Origin of the sequence: Kordiimonas aquimaris (genome assembly GCF_025574485.1) — a bacterium.
Taxonomy (GTDB): domain Bacteria; phylum Pseudomonadota; class Alphaproteobacteria; order Sphingomonadales; family Kordiimonadaceae; genus Kordiimonas; species Kordiimonas aquimaris.
Window position 1 is genome coordinate 39867 of sequence record NZ_JAOBPO010000003.1, and the last position, 22647, is coordinate 62513.

General features: G+C 43.1%; 16 protein-coding genes and 1 pseudogene. 16 read left to right on the forward strand and 1 reads right to left on the reverse strand.

Annotated features, from left to right (window positions below):
• Positions 1-1838, reverse strand: a pseudogene (locus OEU88_RS09900) (hypothetical protein); the annotation flags it as partial.
• 219 nt (positions 1839-2057) lie between these two features.
• Here OEU88_RS09900 and OEU88_RS09905 point away from each other — a divergent pair.
• The 16 genes from OEU88_RS09905 to OEU88_RS09980 all read left to right on the forward strand — a co-directional run bounded on the left by OEU88_RS09905 (position 2058) and on the right by OEU88_RS09980 (position 22645).
• Entirely contained in the window at positions 2058-2930 is an 873-nt protein-coding gene (locus OEU88_RS09905; RefSeq protein ID WP_262695008.1) for a nicotinate-nucleotide--dimethylbenzimidazole phosphoribosyltransferase, read from the forward strand.
• Positions 2931-3028: 98 nt separating this feature from the next.
• Positions 3029-4453 carry a TIGR03013 family XrtA/PEP-CTERM system glycosyltransferase gene (locus OEU88_RS09910; protein ID WP_262695009.1) on the forward strand — a complete coding sequence of 475 codons (1425 nt, stop codon included), beginning with the start codon at positions 3029-3031 and terminating at the stop codon, positions 4451-4453.
• Complete coding sequence (prsT, locus tag OEU88_RS09915) at positions 4454-7312, forward strand: XrtA/PEP-CTERM system TPR-repeat protein PrsT (protein WP_262695010.1); 2859 nt, start codon at positions 4454-4456, stop codon at positions 7310-7312. It begins immediately after the preceding gene.
• A 69-nt stretch (positions 7313-7381) separates the two neighbouring features.
• Positions 7382-8599, forward strand: a complete 1218-nt coding sequence (locus OEU88_RS09920) for a glycosyltransferase (RefSeq protein WP_262695011.1) — start codon at positions 7382-7384, stop codon at positions 8597-8599.
• A gap of 15 nt (positions 8600-8614) precedes the next feature.
• Entirely contained in the window at positions 8615-9616 is a 1002-nt protein-coding gene (galE, locus tag OEU88_RS09925) for a UDP-glucose 4-epimerase GalE (RefSeq protein WP_262695012.1), read from the forward strand.
• 4 nt (positions 9617-9620) lie between these two features.
• Complete coding sequence (locus tag OEU88_RS09930) at positions 9621-9779, forward strand: hypothetical protein (protein WP_262695013.1); 159 nt, start codon at positions 9621-9623, stop codon at positions 9777-9779.
• 156 nt (positions 9780-9935) lie between these two features.
• The gene (locus tag OEU88_RS09935) at positions 9936-10577 is read left to right on the forward strand and encodes an XrtA/PEP-CTERM system exopolysaccharide export protein (RefSeq protein ID WP_262695014.1); all 642 of its coding nucleotides are present in this window, start codon (positions 9936-9938) and stop codon (positions 10575-10577) included.
• 45 nt (positions 10578-10622) lie between these two features.
• Entirely contained in the window at positions 10623-12245 is a 1623-nt protein-coding gene (locus tag OEU88_RS09940; protein ID WP_262695015.1) for an XrtA system polysaccharide chain length determinant, read from the forward strand.
• A 37-nt stretch (positions 12246-12282) separates the two neighbouring features.
• A complete protein-coding gene (locus OEU88_RS09945; protein ID WP_262695016.1) occupies positions 12283-13437 on the forward strand; it encodes an XrtA-associated tyrosine autokinase in 1155 nt (384 codons plus the stop codon).
• 139 nt (positions 13438-13576) lie between these two features.
• Entirely contained in the window at positions 13577-14980 is a 1404-nt protein-coding gene (locus OEU88_RS09950; protein ID WP_262695017.1) for a TIGR03016 family PEP-CTERM system-associated outer membrane protein, read from the forward strand.
• 6 nt (positions 14981-14986) lie between these two features.
• A complete protein-coding gene (locus OEU88_RS09955) occupies positions 14987-16024 on the forward strand; it encodes an XrtA/PEP-CTERM system-associated ATPase (protein WP_262695018.1) in 1038 nt (345 codons plus the stop codon).
• Positions 16025-16027: 3 nt separating this feature from the next.
• On the forward strand, positions 16028-16948 hold the full coding sequence (locus OEU88_RS09960) for an XrtA system polysaccharide deacetylase (RefSeq protein WP_262695019.1): 921 nt from the start codon (positions 16028-16030) through the stop codon (positions 16946-16948).
• Positions 16948-17988 (forward strand): FemAB family XrtA/PEP-CTERM system-associated protein, encoded by a 1041-nt coding sequence (locus OEU88_RS09965; protein WP_262695020.1) that lies wholly within the window; start codon positions 16948-16950, stop codon positions 17986-17988. The genes OEU88_RS09960 and OEU88_RS09965 overlap by 1 nt, the downstream gene beginning before the upstream one ends.
• A 6-nt stretch (positions 17989-17994) precedes the next feature.
• Entirely contained in the window at positions 17995-19233 is a 1239-nt protein-coding gene (locus tag OEU88_RS09970) for a TIGR03087 family PEP-CTERM/XrtA system glycosyltransferase (RefSeq protein WP_262695021.1), read from the forward strand.
• Entirely contained in the window at positions 19230-20759 is a 1530-nt protein-coding gene (xrtA, locus tag OEU88_RS09975; protein ID WP_262695022.1) for an exosortase A, read from the forward strand. The genes OEU88_RS09970 and xrtA overlap by 4 nt, the downstream gene beginning before the upstream one ends.
• Positions 20747-22645, forward strand: a complete 1899-nt coding sequence (locus OEU88_RS09980) for an XrtA/PEP-CTERM system amidotransferase (protein ID WP_262695023.1) — start codon at positions 20747-20749, stop codon at positions 22643-22645. Before xrtA ends, OEU88_RS09980 begins: the two co-directional genes overlap by 13 nt.
• The last annotated feature ends 2 nt before the right edge of the window (positions 22646-22647 follow it).

Below are 22647 nucleotides of genomic sequence, written 5' to 3' on the forward strand. Positions count from 1 at the left end.
GGATCGGGAGCAGGTGCTGGATCAGGATCGGGAGCAGGTGCTGGATCAGGATCGGGAGCAGGTGCTGGATCAGGCTCAATAGCTGGCGGTGTTCCTAAGTTGTTACCAGGGTCTCCTGCGCTATCAGGCGCAGCAGCTTCTGGCCGATTGTTATCAGCATCGTTTGTATCAGGCTCGTCCGGTGTTGTCGGGGTCGGATCCGGTGTTGTATCAGTTTCAGTTTCCGTTGTGGGTTGCGCTGTTGGCTGCGGCGTGACTGCATTGGCCTCTACCGTTGGTAGGCCATTAGCACCGTCATTGAATGCAGTAACAGGGTCTACAATAGCAAGACTACTGCCGACAATAGTTTCTACGCTTAAATTTTCACCGGCGGCAGGAGCCACGCGGTTTATGAAGGTAGCAACTTCTTCAGCCAGCTGTTGCTCAATTTCCTGATCAGGTTCAGGGTAAATAATAACTGCTGTTACGTATGTATTCTGACCACCTAGCTGACGAAAGTTAATTCGCAAAGTGCCGTCTACTACTTCTGCTCTGGTAACCAACATGTGCCCAGCTGCCGGTGCGTTTCCACCACCTACGGTCTGGAATGATGGTGTTACGTCAGCAATCATTGCGTAATTTGCACTGGAAGTGAGTGTGTCAAATGTATTCTGTGTAACAAACCCGTCCATGCCTGACATTGAATGCATAGATGGTACAAGCTCGGAAGATGCAGACGCTACAAGCGAATAATCTTCGCTTACAGTGTTGTAAGACACGTCGTCAGTTGCCGCTTCTGATCCCAGGCGTCCAACGCCTTCTGTTGCCAGTTTCATTACTGGAACAAGGTCATCTGTTGCGCGTGTATCAACCATGTTGATTTTAGCGCCGTTCCGTTTCACATCGACACCAAATGGATAAAGTGGGCTTTGTCCATTAGGGCGAGGTGCTGTAAGAATAACAACGCGGTATTTACCATTTTTTATGTTGTTGGCGACGAATGCATCAAGATTTCTTACGCCTTTTGACAAAATCGACGGGCCGCTTGCTGAGCCCTCGCTTTGCATATTGTTTCCTTCAAGCATTTTACTGTCGGTAGAAACACGTACAAAGTCAGTGTATGGCTTGTCGGTACTAGGGCCTAAGTCCCAACCAATGGCTCCTTCACTTAATTCAAAGCCTTCATCAAGTACGAAGGGAGCCATAAAAGCAGTCCAATGCGTTCGCGCACCTGCTTCAATTATAAGATTGGCCGCGTCTGAAATGGTTGCAAGATCATAATCTCCTGCTGCATCTTCCAAACGATTAAGTAGAGCATCCATCCGCTCTTTAAGAGCATCTGTATCACCCAGCGCTTGATTTAAGTATGATTGAACAACTTGAAAGCCCCATTCGTCAACAGCGAGCGCGCCCTCAATTGCTTCATCCAATGTAACTGTTGGAAAGGTTTCAATGCGTGCCTCAACAGGTGTGCGAATTAGCTCAGCGCTACGCGTGCCAGTTAGGTAAAACTCTTCTTCGTTTACACTGTTTTCGGTAGTTATTACTTCAGAAGGTGCCGCTTCATTAACAGAAGCAGTTTGAATTGTAGCGGCAGGTGTTAATGTTGCAGTCTGTAAACTTGGGCGTGTTATTTTTAAACGTCTTATACCTGGAATTTCAACAGGAGGAGGTGTTGACATTCTATATGTTGCTGGCGGAGGTAACATACCATTACTAATTACAGGCGGTATAGTATCATCAAGAATGATGAGTTGCTCACCTGGGCTTTTGTAAATACCATACATAAGTGTGCCGGTTGCGGCAGCAGTACCTGCTAACAGCGTTGAAAGAATAATTTTTCTATTGCTAGATGCCATTTGTTGCCATGCCTAACATGTCTTAATTCATAGCACATGGACTTTTGCAGTTTACAAAAGCATTTATATGCTATTCCTAACTGCTAATTATGCCTGATGTGCCTTTGGTTAGCAATATCAACGGCTGAACTATTACACATTAATACATATTGATACATATTGTTTCTTTCATCCTATTATTACCACGCTATGTTCTCGTAGATAATTTGGACATCATACATGACTTCACCTAATCCTTTGAACGACTTAAGAAACCTGTTTCTAAAAGTATCATCAATTGATGCTGCTGATGTTCGGGATGAAGCTGTGGCGAATAAACAACCAAGCGCCACCGCTAAAAATGTTGGTTTTGATCAATTAATTTGGTGGTTGAAGCGTTGGCAGGCTGACGAAACGGCAGACATTTCAGAGGCACACCTTTGTGTGCTGGCTAGTTCCTATGTTGGGGCAAGTGGTTCGCAAGAAGTTTTTGATTTCATTGAGGCGGCTAGTAAAGGCAGCGCGTCAGTAAATAAACTCTGTAAGCAACATGGTGTTGGTTTGCGTGTTCTAGAAATGGCTCCGGCAATACCACATGACACAGAAAAACCATGGAGCGAGGCGGAATGCATGGCCGCTACAGCATTTGGTATGGAGGCTATCGCTGCAGGTGGGCAGTTGCTTGGGTTATCTGCTATTGCGCCAGGTAACATTAAGGCAAGCATTTCGTTAATCGAGGAAGTTAAACGAAATAAGTATGCTAGCTCTAGTGAAGAAGCAAAAAAAAGCTATGATGCATTGGATATCATGAGAAAACTTGGCGGGCGTGAAATTGCCGGCTTGGTAGGCGCTATTCTTGCGGCGAAAAGTAAACCAATGCCTGTTTTGACAGAGGGCTGGTCGGCTATTGCGGCTATGCACATTGCTCATGCAATAGACCCAACTTCTATTGATCATGTTCAGGTTGCATCTGTTTCTGATGAGAAGCAGCGTGAGTATGTGCTGGAAATTAATAAAGTGCCGATTATAGGTCAGTATGTTGATTTTGGAGCTGGATGTGGTCTGGCATTAGCGGTGTCAAGTATTGTGTCATTACTATATTTGGCTAAGTAATTGTTATTGTGATTAACGTTGCTTATAGTCGAGAAAGCTGATGGGGGCGAAACGGATAAACCTTAATTTGGTTTTTTGCCTGTAGGGATAATGTTTGTATGGCGCGAATATTTCGCCACCACGTATCACCAGTAAAACTGACGCTGGCTGTCGCTGATTTTATAGCGGTATTCGGGTCTGCATTTCTTGCCGAATATTATCGATATTGGGCGTTAGACCTCTCTCTTGATCAAACGGCAGTATCTTTCTTTGCCAAGCTGACTATCCCCATTGTCTTGGTGACCATTTTGCTTGGTCTTGGCGCTTATCAATCCGATGCAATTAGAGATATGAAGGTTTTCTTTGTTCGGTTATCTACAAGCCTTCTTATCAGTATTTTCCTATTAGCAGCAATCGCTTACCTCTTTCCGGTCCTGCCTTTGTGGCGCTCGATATTGTTCATAACACTCGTAATATCTGGCTCTCTTATATTGTTGATACACTGGCTTTCTTTTGTTGTTTTCAAAGAAAGCGTATTAGGGAAGCGCGTTGTTGTTCTTGGAGCAGGTGCAGACGCGGTTGAACTAATTCAGCAAGCAGAAAACGCCCCCGAAGCAGGGCTTAAGATAATTGAAGCAATAGAGTTTGATGGTGACCAGGAAAGTCGAAATACTCTTCCAGAAAATGAGCGATTGATCAAAGCAAAGATTAACGCATTGAGTAACAAGCGAAGTTTACTCGAGCATTTAAGTGATGTTGATTGCGAACTGATTGTAATTGGTAATCATTTTGAAGCAGGACAGTTACCAATCAAAGAATTAATTGCATGTAAACTCGCTGGTATCGAAGTGAAAGACCGGCTGACTTTTTATGAAGAAGCTCGAGGGTATGTTGATTTAGACTCTGTGAAAGCTGATTGGATTATTTTTGCTGAAGGCTTTAAAGGAACCAATGTATTAGAGCGATCTTTTAAGAGGTTACTTGATATAGTAATAAGCCTAATTTTCCTGTTTTTGAGTAGCCCAATATTCTTACTTGGAATTTTACTGGTGCGCATTTCAAGTCGAGGGCCAGTTTTCTATAAACAAGAACGGGTAGGGTTAAATAGTACTACGTTTGATGTTTTGAAATTACGCAGCATGAAAGTTGATGCCGAACAGGGTAATCAGCCGGCCTTTGCACAAGAGAACGATCCACGAGTGACACCGGTTGGCCATTTTCTTAGACGCACTCGAATTGATGAATTACCACAATTACTTAATGTTTTACGCGGCGATATGAGCTTTGTAGGGCCGCGCCCAGAACGTCCATACTTTGTGGAACAACTCGAGGGGTCAGTTCCATTTTACGGCGAACGTCATTGCCTAAAGCCCGGAATTACCGGCTGGGCTCAAATTCGCTATCCTTATGGAGCATCGTTGGAGGATTCACGACGAAAGTTGGAATACGACTTGTATTACATCAAGAATTATTCGCTTTTTCTCGACCTGCTGATTATCCTACAAACAGTCCGGGTAATTTTATTCCCACATGGAGTGCGTTAATTGAATAAAAATATCCAAATTGCACTTGGTGATAGCAAGAATTTAAGCATGCTTTTGCGGCAACCTCTAAAGCGCATCTTGCTGACTTTCAGTGTTGTTCTGCTCGCTTTATTTGTTTCTGTTCATAAGACAGCGGTTGCGCAGGAAGACTTTAAACGCCTTGCGCAACAGCAAATTTCGACTGGAAATTATGAGGATGCGTTAGCTACAATTACGCAAGCGCATGAAAACGGTACTGCAGATGTTGAGAGTTATCAATTACTGGCGCGTGTATACCTTAGTCTTGGAAGCGGAATTCCAGCTGAGTCTGCAATTGAGCGTGCTAGGCAATTAGGTGCTGACTACGCTAGTACTGCCGTATCCTACGCAAAATCACTACTCATCCAAGGAAAGTACAACGACGCATTATTAGCGCTACGCGGTATTATAATTCCTGAAATTGATCAACGCGATGCATTAATAATTACTGGAGATGCTTATTTTGCTGATGGTAATTATGCAAATGCTATTAGGTCATATGAAGAAGCAAAGACCCAGTTTCCGGAAGATTATCAAGCTTATCTTGGGTTAGCGCGTATTGCGTTAAAACAAAGCAGACTGGATGATGCAAAGCAATTTGCAGATCAGGCATATGAGAGAGATGACCGCAATACTATGGTTCAATATACGCGTGGTTTGCTTGCGCGGTATAGGGGTGACGTGGAACTAGCCGAAACTTTTATGTTGGACGCTGTTCGGCTTTTCCCTGGTAACTTGATGGCTAATCTGGAATTGGCAGGAATTCGCATTAATCAGAATCGCCTCGAAGATGCAGAAAAATACCTTGATTCCGTTTATGCATCCTCACCTAAAAACCCTATGGCTCTGTATCTTTCCGGCGTTATCTTGGCGAGCAGGGGGGAATATACGGATGCGGACGCTTTATTAAAACGAACGCGCGCAGTAACTGAAAACTATCTGCCTGCGTTATATGTGCGTGGTTTAGTTGCATACCAGCTGGAAAATTTGGATGATGCTATCACTCTTTTATCCAGGGTTTTGCAAGCGCGTCCAGCAAACAGACAAGCACGACTTGCATTAGCTGGTGCTTTTCTGAAACGCCAACAACCGACAAGTGCGTACAATGTTATTCGACCATTGCTCGAACAAGAGCCGGACAATGTAAATATATTGGCAATGGGAGCTGCTATTTTAATGGCTTCCGGTGAAATAGAGCGCGGAAAGCTTATGTACGAGAAACTTTCCACGTTACAAACCGATACCAGAGCACCTACCGTTAATAATTTGGCGACTAAAGTGGCTCTTGCTCAATTTGTAGCCGGCGAAACCGAAAATGCGCTATCCACCTTGTCAGTTGTAACAGCAGGCAGGGAAAGTCAAATAAAAGACCTTGGAGTTCTTGGCAGCATGCAGTTACGGACAGAGGATTACATTGGTGCCGAGGCAACTATTGCAAAAATAATTACTACTGCGCCTGATCGTGCGCTTGGCTATAATATGAGAGGGACGCTGGAATTTAAACAAAGACAGTTTGAAAGAGCGGTCCAGTCTTTTACACAAGCGCTTTCCCGGGATGAAAATTACTATACAGCGCTGCGTAACCGTGGTTTGGCGTATCTAAATTTGAGGCAATACGGGCAAGCTGAATCGGATCTAAAAGAATTATTGGAGCTTGAACCTAATGATGTGCGTGCAAAGGCAGCATTAGGTAAAGCTCTTTTGGAGAATGACAAGGCAGAAGAGGCTGTACCCTATTTTCGAGAAGCAGTGCGATATGTAAGAGGTTCCGTTATACTGTGGGCCGATTATGCGCAGGCTTTGGCCGATTCAGGTAATACAACACGTGCTATCGAAGAGGCACGTGCAACAGCTGTTCGCGGAGAAGATCAACCGGAAATCTTAAAGAGAATGGGCTTGCTCTTGCTTGAAATGGGGCAATCCGCCGCTGCAGAAAGGCCGTTGTCTCGGTATGCTGCATTTAAGTCTGATGAAGGTGAGGCGCACTTGTTTCACGCACGTGCATTACTGCAAACGGGCTTGTATACTGGCGCAAGAATTTCATTTTTAAGGGCAATGCGCGCAGAAAAGGCAACCGTTGATGCTGATGTTGTGAATTGGTATTTGTTTGCAACTGAAGCTTTAGGACAAAAACTGGAGGAAGCTGAACGCCGCTTGCCATCACTTGTAACTGCAAAGCGCCCAGTAGATGTTAAGGCGAGCCTCGTTGGTGATGTTTTCCTTGGGAAAGGCGAACCAGAACTTGCAGCCGCATCGTATAGAGAAGCGCTGGGGCGAAATCAAACACCCGACCTAATCATTGGGCTTTCACGAGCTTTGTTTTTAATGGGTCAGCCATCTGATACTATTCAAACGTTAGAGAGTTTTATACAGCGTAATCCGGAGGCCCGACAAGTTCGCTTAGAACTTGCACTTCGCTACGAGCAATCACTCTCTTTTCAAGAGGCAAGCGAACAATATGAGTATATCTTGCGCTCTGGTGTTGCCGATGCAAGTGTTGTTGCAAAGTTAGCTATGATATATTTGCAGCTGCAAAACCGCGCTAGCACCCAGTTGGCAGACCGGGCTTATCTTATGGCTCCTGATGACCCGGCGATCCTTGATATTGCTGGTTGGATCGCACTTCAGGCAGAAAAACGCACATCGAAAGCCGTTGATCTATTGGAAAAAGCCGCTCGCCGAGCCCCTGGGGAGGCATTGTATAAATATCACTTGGGTGTAGCATATGTGGCGCGCGGTGACCGCCGGGATGCCATAAGGGTTTTAACTCAGGCGTTAAGTCTTGATCCGAATTTTGTTGGTGCTGTCGATGCGAGGCGTCAATTACTTAACCTTCAGTAATTGTTGCGTAAATACATCGCCGTTTTTGAGCTAGAGGCCAAATAACTTACTGTAAGAGTATAGAAAATAATGTCCTCAAAGCACGGAAAAACCATTAATATCGTCTTATTTTCCTCGTTGTTTCCACACTTGGGTGAGCCGACCCTCGGTATTTTTGTTAAAAATCGCTTAAAACACCTTCTTGAAGATAGCGATGTTAAAGCCATTGTCGTTGCTCCAGTGCCCTGGTTTCCATTCCGGGGTAAGCTTTTTGGCTCTTATGGGCGCGCAGCAATGGCTAAGTTATATGAGAAAGAAGGTAGCCTTGAAATTTATCATCCAAGATACCTTGTTATCCCTAAAATTGGTATGCTTTTAACACCTTTTTTTCTTTATATTGCAGGGCTTAGAGTACTTCGAAGCTTGATAAAAAAGGAGGCGAAGATTGACATTATAGATGCGCACTATCTTTACCCGGATGGTGTTGCAGCTAGTCGAATAGGTCAGAAACTAAACATACCGGTTGTCATGACGGCACGAGGTAGCGATGTAACTCAGATCGCAGATATGCCAGACCCTGAGCGGATGATTTTAAAAGCGCTAAAATCTGCAGCTCATACAATCACTGTCAGTCAATCCCTTAAACTGAAGCTGGTTAGCAAAGGCGCGAATGGCTCGAAAATCACACCACTAAGAAATGGTGTTGACCTTGAAAAATTCAAATGGGTAGCTTCAGCTCGTTCTCTTTTGGCTGACGAGATTGGTTTCGATAAAACAAAGCCTATTTTAGTATTTGCTGGTTGGTTAATCCCTAGAAAACGTGTTGATATTGTTATTGATGTAATTGCACAGCATTTAAATGCTGTGGCATTCATTATAGGTGAAGGGCCTTTAATGCAGGCTTTGCAAACGCAAGCAGATGAAAGCAATGTAAGTGATCGTGTGTTTTTTCTTGGGCAAAAACAACCACATGAAATGCCATTATATTTTTCAGCAGCGGATATTTTGATGCTCCCTTCGGAAAGAGAAGGGTGGGCAAATGTTCTATTAGAAGCAATGGCTTGTGGCACACCTGTTGTGTCTAGGGCTGTTGATGGTGCATGTGAATTAGTCACTAAACCAGAAGCAGGGCGGCTGGTTGATGAAAGGGGCTTGGCTTCTGCATATACATCAGCTGTCGTGGATTTATTAGAAAACAAACCTTCGCGCAGCGATGTTAGAAATTATGCACTGGGTTTTGATTGGCGTGAAACTTCACGTGGTCAATATGATATTTTTACCAAAGCTATAGCTGAATTTGAGCGTTGAGGTCGAAAAACTAATATGAATAGTTATAAGATTGAAGGAACCATTCTAGTCACTGGCGGGGCCGGATATATAGGTGGGCATACGGTTTTAGCATTGCTGGATCGCGGGCACGACGTTTGCATTATTGATGACTTAAGTACAGGCAAGCGCATGCCTATGCATGATAATGTGCATTTTTATGAAGGCAGCATCCATGATGAAACGCTTGTTGATAAGGTTATTAAAGATCACAACATTCAATCAATATTACATTTTGCGGGGTCAATAAAAGTTGACGAATCTGTAACTAACCCTTTGAAGTATTATTATAATAACACTGAAGGTAGCCGTCGGTTAATTGCGTGTGCAATATCAAACAATGTTGATAATTTCATTTTTTCATCAACAGCAGCAGTGTACGGCGCTACGGATGATGAACCGGTTAGTGAGAACTTTTGCCCGTTACCGTTAAATCCATATGGTTGGTCAAAGCTATTTACTGAGCAACAGCTCAAGGATGCCGCTAGCATCAGCCAGATGAGGTATGGGATATTTAGGTATTTTAATGTTGCTGGTGCTGACTCTAGCCTTAGGCACGGTCAAATTCTTGATAACCCAACACATCTTATAGGGCGTTCTATTGACGCTTTATTGGAGCAGGCGCCACCGTTAAGTATCTTCGGTAAATCTCATCCAACAGAAGATGGTACAGGTGTGCGTGATTATATACATGTTAGCGATGTTGCAGACGCACACTTAGCTATGCTTGCTGATATGCAACAAAACAAAAAATCGCGGTTGCTTAATCTCGGATATGGCAGGGGAAGTAGTGTGTTACAGGTAATTGGCGCTATCAAAGATATCGTGGGAAAGGAAGTACCTAATGTCTTTGCCGAGCCAAGATTAGGTGAAGCACCATCTGTTATTGCAAACGTTAGTTTGATGAATGACACCTTACACTGGCAGCCACAGCACGATCAACTTGAGAAAATCGTTAAATCGTCATATAATTGGGCATTGAAAATAAAATCAGGTTGACGTTATGACAACGCTTTATTTTGCTTTTTTCTGCTTTGCTATCTTTTTCATAATCCTTTGGGGATTGAAGAATGATGATCATGATGCGTTTTATGACAATGTTAAAGACAAGCGATTTTCAATTGAAAAAGCAAAAGCGATGAAGCCAAATAAAGTTGAATAGGCTAGTCATAATATTTAAAGTAATGTAATCATTGATTGATTAATGCAACACTTTGGCATTAAAGTGATAATTTAATGTAGGAATAACGAGATATTGTCATTTTTTCGTGTTATGTAATGCCTGATTGGGTGGTCTTGCGGGCGAAATGAGTGATTAATGAATTTGTTTTTAAATATTCGATTTATAATGTGTGTTGCTGCAGCAATGTCAGTAACTGCTTGTGGTGTCTTTGATTTCGATTGGAAAGAAAGCTTGCCACCTGCGCCGTTTGTGCCACCAAACGAAGGGCCCGGGCCTAATTATTTAATTGGTCCGCTTGATGGTCTTAATGTTTTTGTGTGGCGTCAACCTGAATTGTCAACAGGTGTAACGGTTCGGCCAGATGGTCGAGTATCGATGCCTTTGATTGATGATCTTCCTGCAACAGGAAAGACACCAAGCGAGCTTGCACGTGATATTGAAGAGCAGTTGAGTGTTTATATTCAGCAGCCTATTGTTACAGTTGTTGTTAGTGCTTTTACAGGCCCTTTCTCTCAACAAGTTCGCGTGGTTGGAGAAGCTGGTGCACCGCAAGCTATTCCATTCAGGTCTAATATGACCTTGCTTGATGTGATGATCCAAGTTGGTGGATTAACCGAATTTGCCGCAGGTGATCGTGCAACACTTGTTCGTTTTGAGAACGGTGAGCAACGTGAATACCGTTTAAAGATCGAAAGCTTGATTAGAGACGGCGACATTAACGCTAATGTAAAGATTTTCCCTGGCGATGTTTTGATAATACCAGAAAGCATCCTTTAGACTAACGATACTTTTGTCAGTGCTTAGCTGACGAGGAGACAAACGATGGCATCACCTGCAGTAGGTTTACATGACCTGTTCCAACAGCTGAAATCTCTTGTTTATGGGATTTGGCGAAAGCGTTGGTACATGATGGCGACGACCTGGTTAATTTGTTTACTTGGCTGGGGGTTGGTTTCAACATTGCCGTACAAATACGAATCCAGTGCGCAGATATTTGTTGATACCGACACTATTTTGCCATCGATTGTTCGTGGTATTGGTATTGATGTTGATGTTTCTAAAAAAATCGACGTTGTACGTAAAACACTAGTTACTCGTCCTAATCTTGAAAAGATTATTCGCCGTTCAGAGTATCTCGAGCGATTGGCCCGTAATGATGCCGAATTGAATTCGTTGGTAATAAATATGCAGGATGACATTCTGGTCGCCTCTCTCGGCGATGGAATGTATAGAATTCAGTATGAAATCGATGACGCTCGGCTTAGTGATCGTCAGCGTGCGGAAGTTGCGAAAAATGTTGTGAACAACCTTTTGTCGTTTTTCCTTGAAAGCGGATCTTCAAATTCAGGTGCCAACAAGGATGCAACTGAATTTCTGGATAAACGGATAGCGGATTATGCGGAACGGTTGAGTTCGGCTGAAACGGCTCATGCCAAATTCAAACAAGACAATATCGAGTTCATTGGCGGGCAGGGTAGTTTTCTATCTCGTCATGATTCAGCTAATGAATCTTTGAGAAAAACACGTAATGAAATTGCCGAATTAAATGTAAGTCTTGAGACTCTACAAGAGCAAATTCAGAATGTGCCGGCAACTATCCGCGAAGCTCGTTCTTCACGCGGCGGACGCGGGGGTGGTGAAGCCGATCCATTGGAAGAGCGGATATCTGATCTTGAGAAGAAAATTGATCAGTTGCGTACTTTGGGTTTCACGGATCGCTATCCTGATATTGTGAATATTAAAGGGCAGCTTGAAGTGTTGCGCCAAGAACAGAAAGAAAAGCAAGACCAGATCGCAGCTGAATTATCAGCATCTGCCGAAGCAGGTAAAAAATCAAACTACACAACAGAAACACCTAATCGCCTGTATGAACAGTTGATGTTGAATATTATTACAACTACAACGCAGGTTAAATCCTTGCAGCAACGAGAGCTTGACCAACGCAAAACTGTTGCTGAAATGGAAGAAAAAGCAAAACGTGTTCCTGAGATTGAAGCTCAAGAAGCTCAGCTTAAGAGAGATTTCGAGCAATTGCGTCGTCAATACAATCTTCTATTGAAAGAGCAGCAGGATCTTGAGTTGCGCTCTGATGTGGAGGGTGCTGATGAGGCTGTAAGTTTGCGTGTTGTAGAGCCGCCAAACACACCGACTGCGCCAAGTGGTCCACCACGCCTTATCTTTTTGAGTTTGATGCTTGTTGGTGGGTTAATTGCGGGTATTGGTGCCGCTCTCGTACTATCTTTGTTGCGCCCAGTTGTTTTGACAGTTGATCAATTACGCCTGCAGTTTGATTTAAATATCTTAGGCAACGTTTCACGCTCTTTATCGGAAGAAGAGACGCGTCAACGTAGTATGGAATTGCTGTTTTTCGCTGGCGCTACTGCTGCCCTATTTGTTGTGTTTGCTGGATTTGTTGCATTTGACATGATTGGTGGCCCGATTTAGAGGCTTCGATTGTGTTGGTTATTGAGTAGTAAATCGTATGGATTTGATAGAAAAAGCAGCGTTAAAGGCACAACAGCAACAAAAGGAAAAGAAACCTTCTGTTGACACAAGCCCTGCGTCTGAAAAAAACGAACCCAAGAAAGCAGTATCACTTGTTGAACGTGCCGCTCTGAAGTCAGGTAACAACCCTTTTAAAAAAGCAGAGGGTGCGACAGGAATTGGCGCCCTTGGTGAACGCAAGCCAGATCCATCATCACTAAATCCATTTGCTGACAACCAATCTTCTTCGCAATCTTTTAAAGGGATTGGTGCGCCAGGCTCAAAGCCCCGACCTAAGCCTGCAGCTAACGAAGATGATAAACCTAAAAAACCTGATGAAGATACTAAGCCGCGTTCACTTGCCATTGGTGCAGGTGGAACTACCGCTGCCGGAAAGGCGGCAAAACCCAAAAAGCAAAAACCTCCACAAGAGATCGATCTGGTTGCGCTTCGTGAAGGTGGTTATATCACACCAGATATGCCGCCGAATCTTATGTCTGAAGAGTTTCGGATTATTAAACGTTCTTTACTGTTAACGGCATTTTCTAAAGATACTGACAAGAATAGAAATAGTAATGTGCTGTTGGTTACCAGCTCAAATCCAAGTGAAGGTAAAACCTTTTGTACAATAAATCTGGCTCTCTCAATCGCGACTGAACAGGATGTAACAGTGCTATTGGTTGATGCGGACTTTTCCAAACCTGAAATTCTAAACCGATTAGGAGTTTCTGGCGGACGTGGGTTGATGGATGTTGTTGCTGATAACAGCCTTGATTTAGCGGATTGTTTGGTAAGAACAAATGTACCTAATTTGGTTTTGCTGCCTGCGGGCCGACAACACAACCTTACAACTGAATTACTAGCCAGTGAGCGCATGGAAAAAATTGTTGAAGAAATTTCAACACGTTATCCAGACCGTCTCGTAATTTTTGACTCTCCACCTGTTCTTGCAAGTTCTGCAGCGTCAGTTATGGCGTTGTATATGGGGCAGGTTGTGTTTGTTATTGAAGCCGAGAAAACAACTGAACCTCAAATCAAAGAGAGTTTAGGAATGGTCAGCGCATGTGAAAACATTAATTTGCTGCTGAATAAAACGCGATACAACGGTAGTAATAAGAAATTTGCGACTTATTACGGTTACGGTGGACGTTAAGTTTTTGCTTTATCGCTCAAAAAAACTGCCTATTTTAGGCAATTCTGCACGCCATGGGGGCAAGGGACATATTAGTCTTATGTGTTTTCACCGGCAAATTCCCATTATAATAAGCGCTTTGTTTAGCGCTTTTTTTTCGGTGCAAGCTGTACAAGCACAGCATATCTACATTGACCCAAGAGCTGAAACTCGCTTTACCGTAACGGATAATGCAAACCTGACTACAAGCGATAGATTAACGGATGGTGTTTTTAATAATGCTATTGGGGTTAATGCTCGTATTGATGGCGCTAGATTACGCACGTCAATAGATTATTCCCTTGATCATTTTTACTTCCTTTCTGATGGCACTGATGACTACCGGCAAAATCTTTTTGGTACTTTGGATGCTGAAGTATGGAAGGATCATCTCGTACTGAATGGGCGGGCTAGTTTAAGGCAGCAATTTTTGGATCAACGAGGAAGTTTGTCTGGTAGTGCAGCGAATAGAACTACAAACAGGCGCTTGGTGCAGACGTACACTGGTACGGCTTCTTTTCGTGCCGGTTTGCGCGATTTTGCCGATGCTCGTATTACATATCGTTATGGTATTCAAAAAAGCCCGGCAGATGATCTGACTGACACAACATTGCCGATTAATTTTTCTGACTCAACATCGCACGAAATAAACGCTTCCATAGACTCTGGTGATCGCTTTAATAATTTTCAGTGGCGTTTATTTGCAAATTCATCCCGCGTTTTCAGAAACCTAGATGTAAATGATTTTAGAAATGAACGAGCGGGCGGCGAGGTAACACTCAAGTTTAATCGTTACTTCCAACTTATTGGTAACATTAACTATTCCAGAAATGACTTTCAGTCGGATGTCTTATCGGAAGATGGTTTTGGCTGGGAAGCCGGTTTTCGCTGGACGCCTGGCCGTAAGCTAGATTTGACTTTTACAGCAGGTAAAGAAGGTAATCGTGAAGTTTATTACGCCTCGTTGCAGCACTTCTTCACAATAAGGCTTAGTTTTACAGGTAGTTACACTGATACAATTACGGCAAATACGATTGTCGGCAATGATGGATTAAACTCGTTAAGGTTCGACGAAGAATTCGGCATTGTTAACAATGAGACACTTCCTATTGATGAAACTGACCCTAATTTCTCATTTTCCGATCTAGACTTTCGGCGTCGTGCATTTGTTGGAACATTTAATCTTCAACAAAAAAGAACACGGCACTTTTTGACGGGAAATTACGAATTGCGCACATTTGACAATAACACTGGTACGGGACGCGCTTGGGGGGTAACATACGGTGTGAATAGGAAAATTAACGATAAGGCTGAATTATCTGCTCGACTTAGCTACCGTCAAAGTTTATTTGAAGATGGTGTACGTGTGGACAATTTTATTGTAGGTAACGTTACTTGGTCGAAAAGACTGTCAAAACGGTTTAGGTTAGCTCTTTCATTTGATCACTCTCAGAGGCAATCAAATAGTGACGGAGGTGATTTAATGGAAAACGCAGCGACGTTATATCTAAGAGGGACTTTTTAATTTCCGATGTATGAAAGTTTTTACAATCTACAAGGTCGACCTTTCCAGCTGACGCCGGACCCCAGGTTCTACTTTAGTTCTAAGACACACAAGAAAGCTATGGCTTACTTGACCTATGGCTTGAACCAAGGTGAAGGTTTTATCATTGTTACTGGTGATATTGGTACTGGCAAAACTACTCTGGTAAGGCATTTGTTCGATACGCTAGACCGTAACGAATTCATTGCTGCAATGATTGTGAGCACGCAATTAAGCGCGGAAGATTTGTTACGTAGTGTTGTTGCGGCATTTGGCTTAGATGCTCAAGCTGAAGACAAAGGCGAGTTACTAGCGCGGCTTGAAAGACATTTACGTGAGCAATTCGCGCGGGGCCGCAGGGCGCTGTTGGTTGTGGATGAAGCACAAAACCTTTCCAGCGCAGCACTTGAAGAAATGCGTATGCTTTCTAATTTTCAGGAAGGCGATAAAGCGCTTGTTCAAAGTTTCCTTGTAGGACAACCTGAATTTAGAGAGCGTATTTTTGAAGCACCCGAGCTTGAGCAGTTACGTCAAAGGGTAATTGCCACTCACCACCTCGAGCCAATGGAACAAGAAGAGCTAGCTGATTATATTCAACACCGCCTAAGCATGGTTGGTTGGGATAACGACCCTTGTTTCACCGCTGATGCAGTGGAAGCAATCTATAATCAAAGTGCTGGTGTTCCTAGACGTCTAAACACACTGTGCTCTCGTGTGTTATTATACGGTGCATTAGAAGAAATTCACACAATTGACAGTGACGTTATATCTTCTGTTGTTGCCGATATGGCAAGCGATCAACGCCAAGTGACGGCCACGTCTTCTGCTGTAAAATCTCAACCTGTGAACAAGCAAAACGACGCGACTATCCCTCTTGAAGCTGCTGAATTTAAGAAAGCTAATGAGGACATAGAAGGGCGTATGTCGCAGATTGAAAACATGATGAAGTCGCAAGATCAAACGTTACAACAATTGACCCAACTAATGGCACAGCTTGCTAGCGGCGGTAATAAGAACGACGAGTAGCACATGAAAAATGCTGTTGAGGCTGCACAATTTAACCCTGTAGCTAAACAGGCCTCGATTGGCATTGATGAAATACAGCATGTTTTTTCTGTTGATGTTGAAGAATGGTTTCAAGTTGGGGCGTTCGAGAACTCTCTTTCGCGTTCTGACTGGTCTGACCTTGAAAGCCGGGTTGTAATTCAAACAGAGAAAATTCTTTCATTGCTTGAACGTACAAATGTTAAAGCAACATTTTTCTGCCTTGGATGGGTTGCGGAACGTGAGCCTGAACTCATAAAAAAAATTAGTGATCATGGCCATGAAGTGGCCTGTCACGGTATGGATCATAGGCGTCTTTATCAAATGGACGCAGATACTTTCTATCAAGACATCCTCCATTCTAAAGCCTTGCTTGAAAAAGCTTCTGGACAAACGGTGTATGGATACCGCGCACCCAGTTTTTCCATGTCAGAAAATACTTGGGATTACTACCCGCGCATGATTGAAGCTGGCTTTAAATATTCATCCAGCGTTTTTCCTGGCAAAACAGACCATTACGGTATGCCGTCCGCACCACGATTACCATTCTATCCACTAAGCGATGAAAGCATAATAGAAGTACCGATGACTGTATCTCGTTTTGGTTCATTATCACTACCTGCTTCAGGTGGCGGGTACTTCCGGTTATTACCAAGTTTTCTATCGAAAGCTTTAATGACGAGAGCTTTCACGCAAACAAATGGTAGTACAATATTTTATATGCATCCGTGGGAAGTTGACCCAGAACAGCCACGCGTTACCGATGCACCATTTTTATCGAAGTTTCGTCATTATAGTCGCCAAAATGTAATGGAAGAAAAGCTTGAAGTGATCCTTAAAAGCCAACCTTTTACAAGAATGGATCATATGCTGAATGCTCAGTATCGCATAGAGATGGGCAATTGATGTCTGTGCGTATTGTCATATTAGAGGAACAAAGTTTCGCCGCCTGGGATGATTTTTTAATTCACCAGAAGGGCTCAACATTTTGCCACCGTTCTGGATGGAAAACGGTCATTGAGCAAGGTGCAAGACAGGCGTGCCCTTATTTAATTGCTTATCAAGGAACTGAAGTCGTTGGTATTCTGCCGTTATCGATTAAAAAGCATTTCTTGTTTGGTAAGGCTTTAATTTCAAACATGTTTTGTGTATACGGCGGCGCAGTTGCGCTTGATGATACTATTGCAGAGAGCCTCTACAACGCTGCATGGGATTTAGCCAATAAAGAAAATATACCGGTATTTGAAAACAGAACACGCATTTCCAAACATCAACAGCATGATGAATGGATCGGAAAGTCAGAATCAGCGACTTTTATAAGAGATTTGGCAGATGATGAAGAACAGCAGCTGCTCGATATTCCAAGAAAACAACGCGCTGTAATAAGAAAAAGTTTGAAACGAGAAATGGTTACAGATTGGAACGGTGACTTTTCTGTTTTCTATGACTTATATGCTCAAAGCGTATTGACTTTAGGTACACCTGTTTTTCCAAAGCGCCTCTTTATAGCCTTGCGTGATGTTTTTGCAGATGATGTAGAAATTCAAATTACTAGAAATAACACAGGCGAGGCTGTTGCCAGTTTGATGAGCTTCTATTACTGCGACACGGTTATGCCTTATTATGCTGGTGGGAATGCGCTGGCAAGACCACTAGCTGCACATGACTATATGTATTTTCAATTGATGATAAAAGCTCGGGAACGAGGCGTAACCCGATTTGATTTTGGTCGTAGCAAGATTGATAGCGGCCCTTATAAATTTAAAAAGAACTGGGGCTTTGAGCCGACAGAAATGCAATATGAATGGCGATTACGTGAAGGCATCACCATTCCTGAAATGTCTCAACATAAGGGGGTATATGGCCAATTGGCAAAGTGGTGGAAAAAATTACCACTACCTGTATCAAAAATAGCTGGGCCGATAGTATCCCGGCATTTAGGATAAGGTTTAATGGCGCGTATTCTGTTTTTGTCACATCGTATTCCGTACCCGCCTAACAAAGGTGACAAGATACGCTCGTGGAATTTTCTGAAACACTTGTTGTGTAAAAACGAAGTGCATTTAGGTTTTTTCATTGATGACAAAGCAGATGTGAAACATATCTCTTTTCTACAAGAGCAGTGTGCAAGTGTGATGTATGCTTTTGCCTCACCCTTGAAGCAGAAGCTATCAGCTATAAAAGGCTTTGTAACCGACAAGTCACTCACCGAATGTGCTTATCCATCAAAAAAAATAAGGCAGGATATAAAGTCTCTTATTTTCACTAAAAAGTTCGATCTTATATTTGTCTATTCCGCAGCACCTTTTGCTTGGTTGCCTTCTCAGGTTGATGATGTACCAATCATTACTGATTTGGTAGATGTCGATTCTGCAAAATGGGAAGCATATGCAGCAGGCGCATCCATACCAATACGCTGGATTTACAATAGAGAGGCAAAATACCTCTCAAGGTTTGAGGCGTTTGTTGCCTCGAAAAGTAAGGCATGTTCTCTTGTCAGCAATGATGAAGCCGCATTGTTTAAAAAAAGAATGCCCCTCAACTTACAGAAGACTACACAAGTTTATGGCATAACAAATGGTGTAGATTGTGCTGCTTTTAACCCGCGCATTCAAAATGAAACTGGTGCAAAGCAAAATATATCAACTCGCCTTATATTCACGGGTGCGATGGACTATCGTCCAAATATTGAAGCTGTTAAATGGTTTACGAAACACGTATTGCCGAAGCTCTTTGATCATGACAGTTCTATTGAATTCATAATTGCTGGCGCGCCTGTTGCACCTGAGGTGAAGGAGTTGTCTCATCATGCTTATATTAATGTGCTGGGGCGCGTCGATAATATGGCTGATGAAATTAATTCTGCAGATATTGTTGTTGCTCCGCTTCAAACGGCAAGAGGTATACAGAACAAGGTTCTTGAAGGTATGGCTATGGCTAAGCCAGTGATAGCTACCTCCGCCGCCAATGAAGGTATCAATGCGCCTGATAACGAAGCTATCATTATTGCGGATACAGCTGAGGCATATGTTGCGGCGATCAATAACTTACTGGCTGACCCAAAACAGTCTGCCGTAATAGGGAAAAATGCACGAAAATTTGTTGAGCAGCATTTCAGTTGGTCTGCAAGTTGGTCTGCACTCGATAATATGATCAACTCTGCTAGAACCCAGGAAGAAAATACAGCATGACTGATCGCAGTAAAATAGCTTTTGCAATCATGCTGTTTGGTTTGGCCATAACTTTCTATGCTTGGTGGTCCACCGTTGTCCACTTAGTCGACCTCGTTCAAACCGTTGATGTTTTTGCACATGGTCAAATCGTACCGCTAGTCAGTATTGTTTTAATATGGTCGCGTAGAGAAATGTTAAGGGCTATAAAGCCCAGCTTCTCGATCATGGGTCTTGTTGTTCTTACTGGCGCAGTAGCGATATGGCTGATGGGAGAATTGCTTGATTCAGCTTTATTTGCGCATTTGGGCCTTATTACTGCGATACAGGGGATTGTTCTTTTCTCCTTTGGAACAAAGATTTATCGGGCACTTTTATTCCCGATGGGATTTCTCTATCTAACGATCCCGTTTGGCTATGCGCTTGTTACCCATCTACAGCACCTGACCGCCAATATGGTCATTTTAGTATTGGATATTATAGGTGCAGATTTTACTGCAGAAGGTGTTCTAATTGAATTGCCAAGCGGTCTTTATGAAGTTGCACAGGCTTGTGCTGGTATACGGTTTCTGTTTACGAGTGTTGTAACAAGTATATTACTTGCAAACTTGGTCTTTGAGAGCTGGAAACGCCGTGTAATGATACTGTGTGTTGGTGTTATCTTACCTATTGTTGCCAACATTATTCGCGTTTTGTCTATTCTGGCCATTGCTGAAATGACAGATCAAAGTTTCGCAAAAGATGTTGACCATTTGATCTATGGCTGGGTGTTTTTATCAATAGTATTATTAGCGCTAATAAGCTTTGCCTACAGGGTGTCTGATATTGATATTGCCGCGGGTAGAATTGAGCAAAAACAAGAACAACACGAGCTTGATCATCATAAATTCAGTATCTTTGGCGTAAGTTTGTTCTTCCTACCATTGTTTGCTAGCTATGTCTTTCCAAGCCAATTTGAGCCTGTATACCAAGAAGGTCAGCAAGAAAATACCGCGCTTTATCAGGTTGCTCCTAATGGATATCGCCTTATCAATAGACCTGCAAAAGTTTCAACGCCTAAATTCCTGAACGCAGATGTGGAACGACAGAGTGTGTTACGTGAAAACAGTGTCGTATTTAGTGTTTACGCCAGCACCTACAACGCATTAGGGCCTGGTCGGCGTTTGTATCAATCTGGCAATAGCCTTACGAGCCATGATTGGGAAGAATTGACAGGATTAAGGCAAAACCATGCTGAAATATGTGGTCAACATGTTGAAGAACGCATTTTCCGCCGTGGGGAGATGCGCATTATGGTGTGGTCAATGTATCGGCTCAATGAAGCAGCAATAGCTAGTAGTTTAGAAGAAAAACTATTCTCTGCTTATGCCCGTTTTAAAGAAATGCCTGCTGTAGGAGAAGCCGTGGTTTTAACAGCATCAGTCGCTGATGATCTAGAGGTTGTGCGTAAGACTTTTTCTGGTTTTATTAAAAAAAATCTACATAAAAACGGCTTGTGGAGTGATGCGCAAACAAAGGTAAAAGGAACCAGATTATGTGCGGAATAACCGGCTGGATGACGCATGATGGTTCTTTGATTGAAGAACGTTTGCTAAAACATATGACTAATCAAATTGCGCACCGTGGGCCTGACGGAGACGGCTATTTTAACGGTGGTGACGTTGGATTGGGCCACCGTAGACTTAGCATAATTGATCTTGATGGCGGTAAGCAACCTATGTATTGCGACCAAAAAGAGGTTGTTCTCTCTTACAACGGCGAAATATATAATTATCAAACGCTAAGACAAGAGCTTGAAGGTCTTGGTCATCAATTCAAAACCTCATCTGATACCGAAGTTGTTCTATGTAGCTATAAGCAGTGGGGCGAGGCATGTGTTGAACGTTTTCGCGGCATGTTTGCGTTTGCCATTTGGGATGGCGGTAAACAAAGCTTACTTTTGGCGCGAGATCGCGTTGGCATAAAACCGCTGCATTATAGTTTTTTACCGTCAGGGGATTTTATATTTGCGTCTGAATTAAAGGCCATTCTCGCTCATGATAATGTGCCTAGAGTGTTGCGGCTGGATGCGCTGGAAGATTATTTAACGCTTGGCTATGTGCCTGATCCCAAGACCATTCTTGAACATGTACATAAATTACCACCTGCATCTACGATGGTTCTCGTCAAAGGCTCGAAACAACCTCAAATCCGAACCTACTGGACACCTGGCTTCAATGAACATGTTCAAGCCCTGTCTGTGCAGGAAGATTTATTGCCACACCTAGAGGAAGCCGTGCGTATGCGCATGATCGCTGATGTACCTCTGGGTGCTTTTCTTTCTGGCGGTGTAGACTCGAGTGCGGTTGTTGGCCTAATGGCAAAAAACAGCACGAAAAAAGTAGAAACATGTGCCATTGGGTTTGATGATCCAGATTATGATGAAAGTGGTCATGCCCAAGTTGTAGCTGATCACTTTAATACCTCACATCGATTCCGCCTTGTATCAGCTACTGATAGTGAGCTTATTGATAAAATGGCTGACGTTTTTGACGAACCCTTTGCCGATGCATCAGCTTTACCAACATACCGGGTGTGTGCATTAGCACGTGAAAAAGTAACTGTTGCTTTATCAGGCGACGGAGGAGATGAGCTTTTCGCTGGATATAGACGGCATAAATTTCATATGGCAGAAGAGACCATGCGCTCTAAGCTGCCATTGGCAATTCGGCAGCCTGTCTTCGGCACACTCGGCTCATTATATCCCAAGCTTGATTGGGCACCTCAATTTTTACGTGCAAAAACTACTTTTGAGGCATTATCACGCACTTCGGCACAAGCTTACTGTCACAGCGTTAGTCGCACATCAGATAGAGAACGAACGAAGCTGCATAGCTCGCGTATGACTAAGCTTTTGAATGGCTATCATCCACATGAAAGGTTTGAAGAATTAGCGGATGAAGTAAAAGGGCAAGATGCATTAACAACTATCCAATATATTGATTTCAAGACCTACTTGCCGGGCGACATTCTAACAAAAGTTGACAGAACAAGCATGGCCAATAGCCTTGAGGTGCGTGTCCCAATCCTTGACCACAAGTTTGTTGAGTGGGGATTTCGCGTTCCACCGAAGAACCGAATTGTTGAGGGCAGTGGTAAAGCAATTTTCAAGGGTGCTTTACGTGGTTTCCTGCCAGAGCACATCATCGACCGGAAAAAACGAGGCTTTGTAGCGCCAACGGTTAATTGGATGCGAGATGAACTTTCTAATGATGTTCGCGCGCTGGCAAAAAGTAAAATTTTTACAGATAGCGGGTTGTTTAATGTCAAAACAATTAAACGATTGGCCGAAGAACATATAAGCGGCGTTAGAGATCACCATACCACGTTATGGTCGTTAATCATGCTAGAGCGATCGCTAACAAAACTGAACGTTCAAATACCAACTGCTTGATA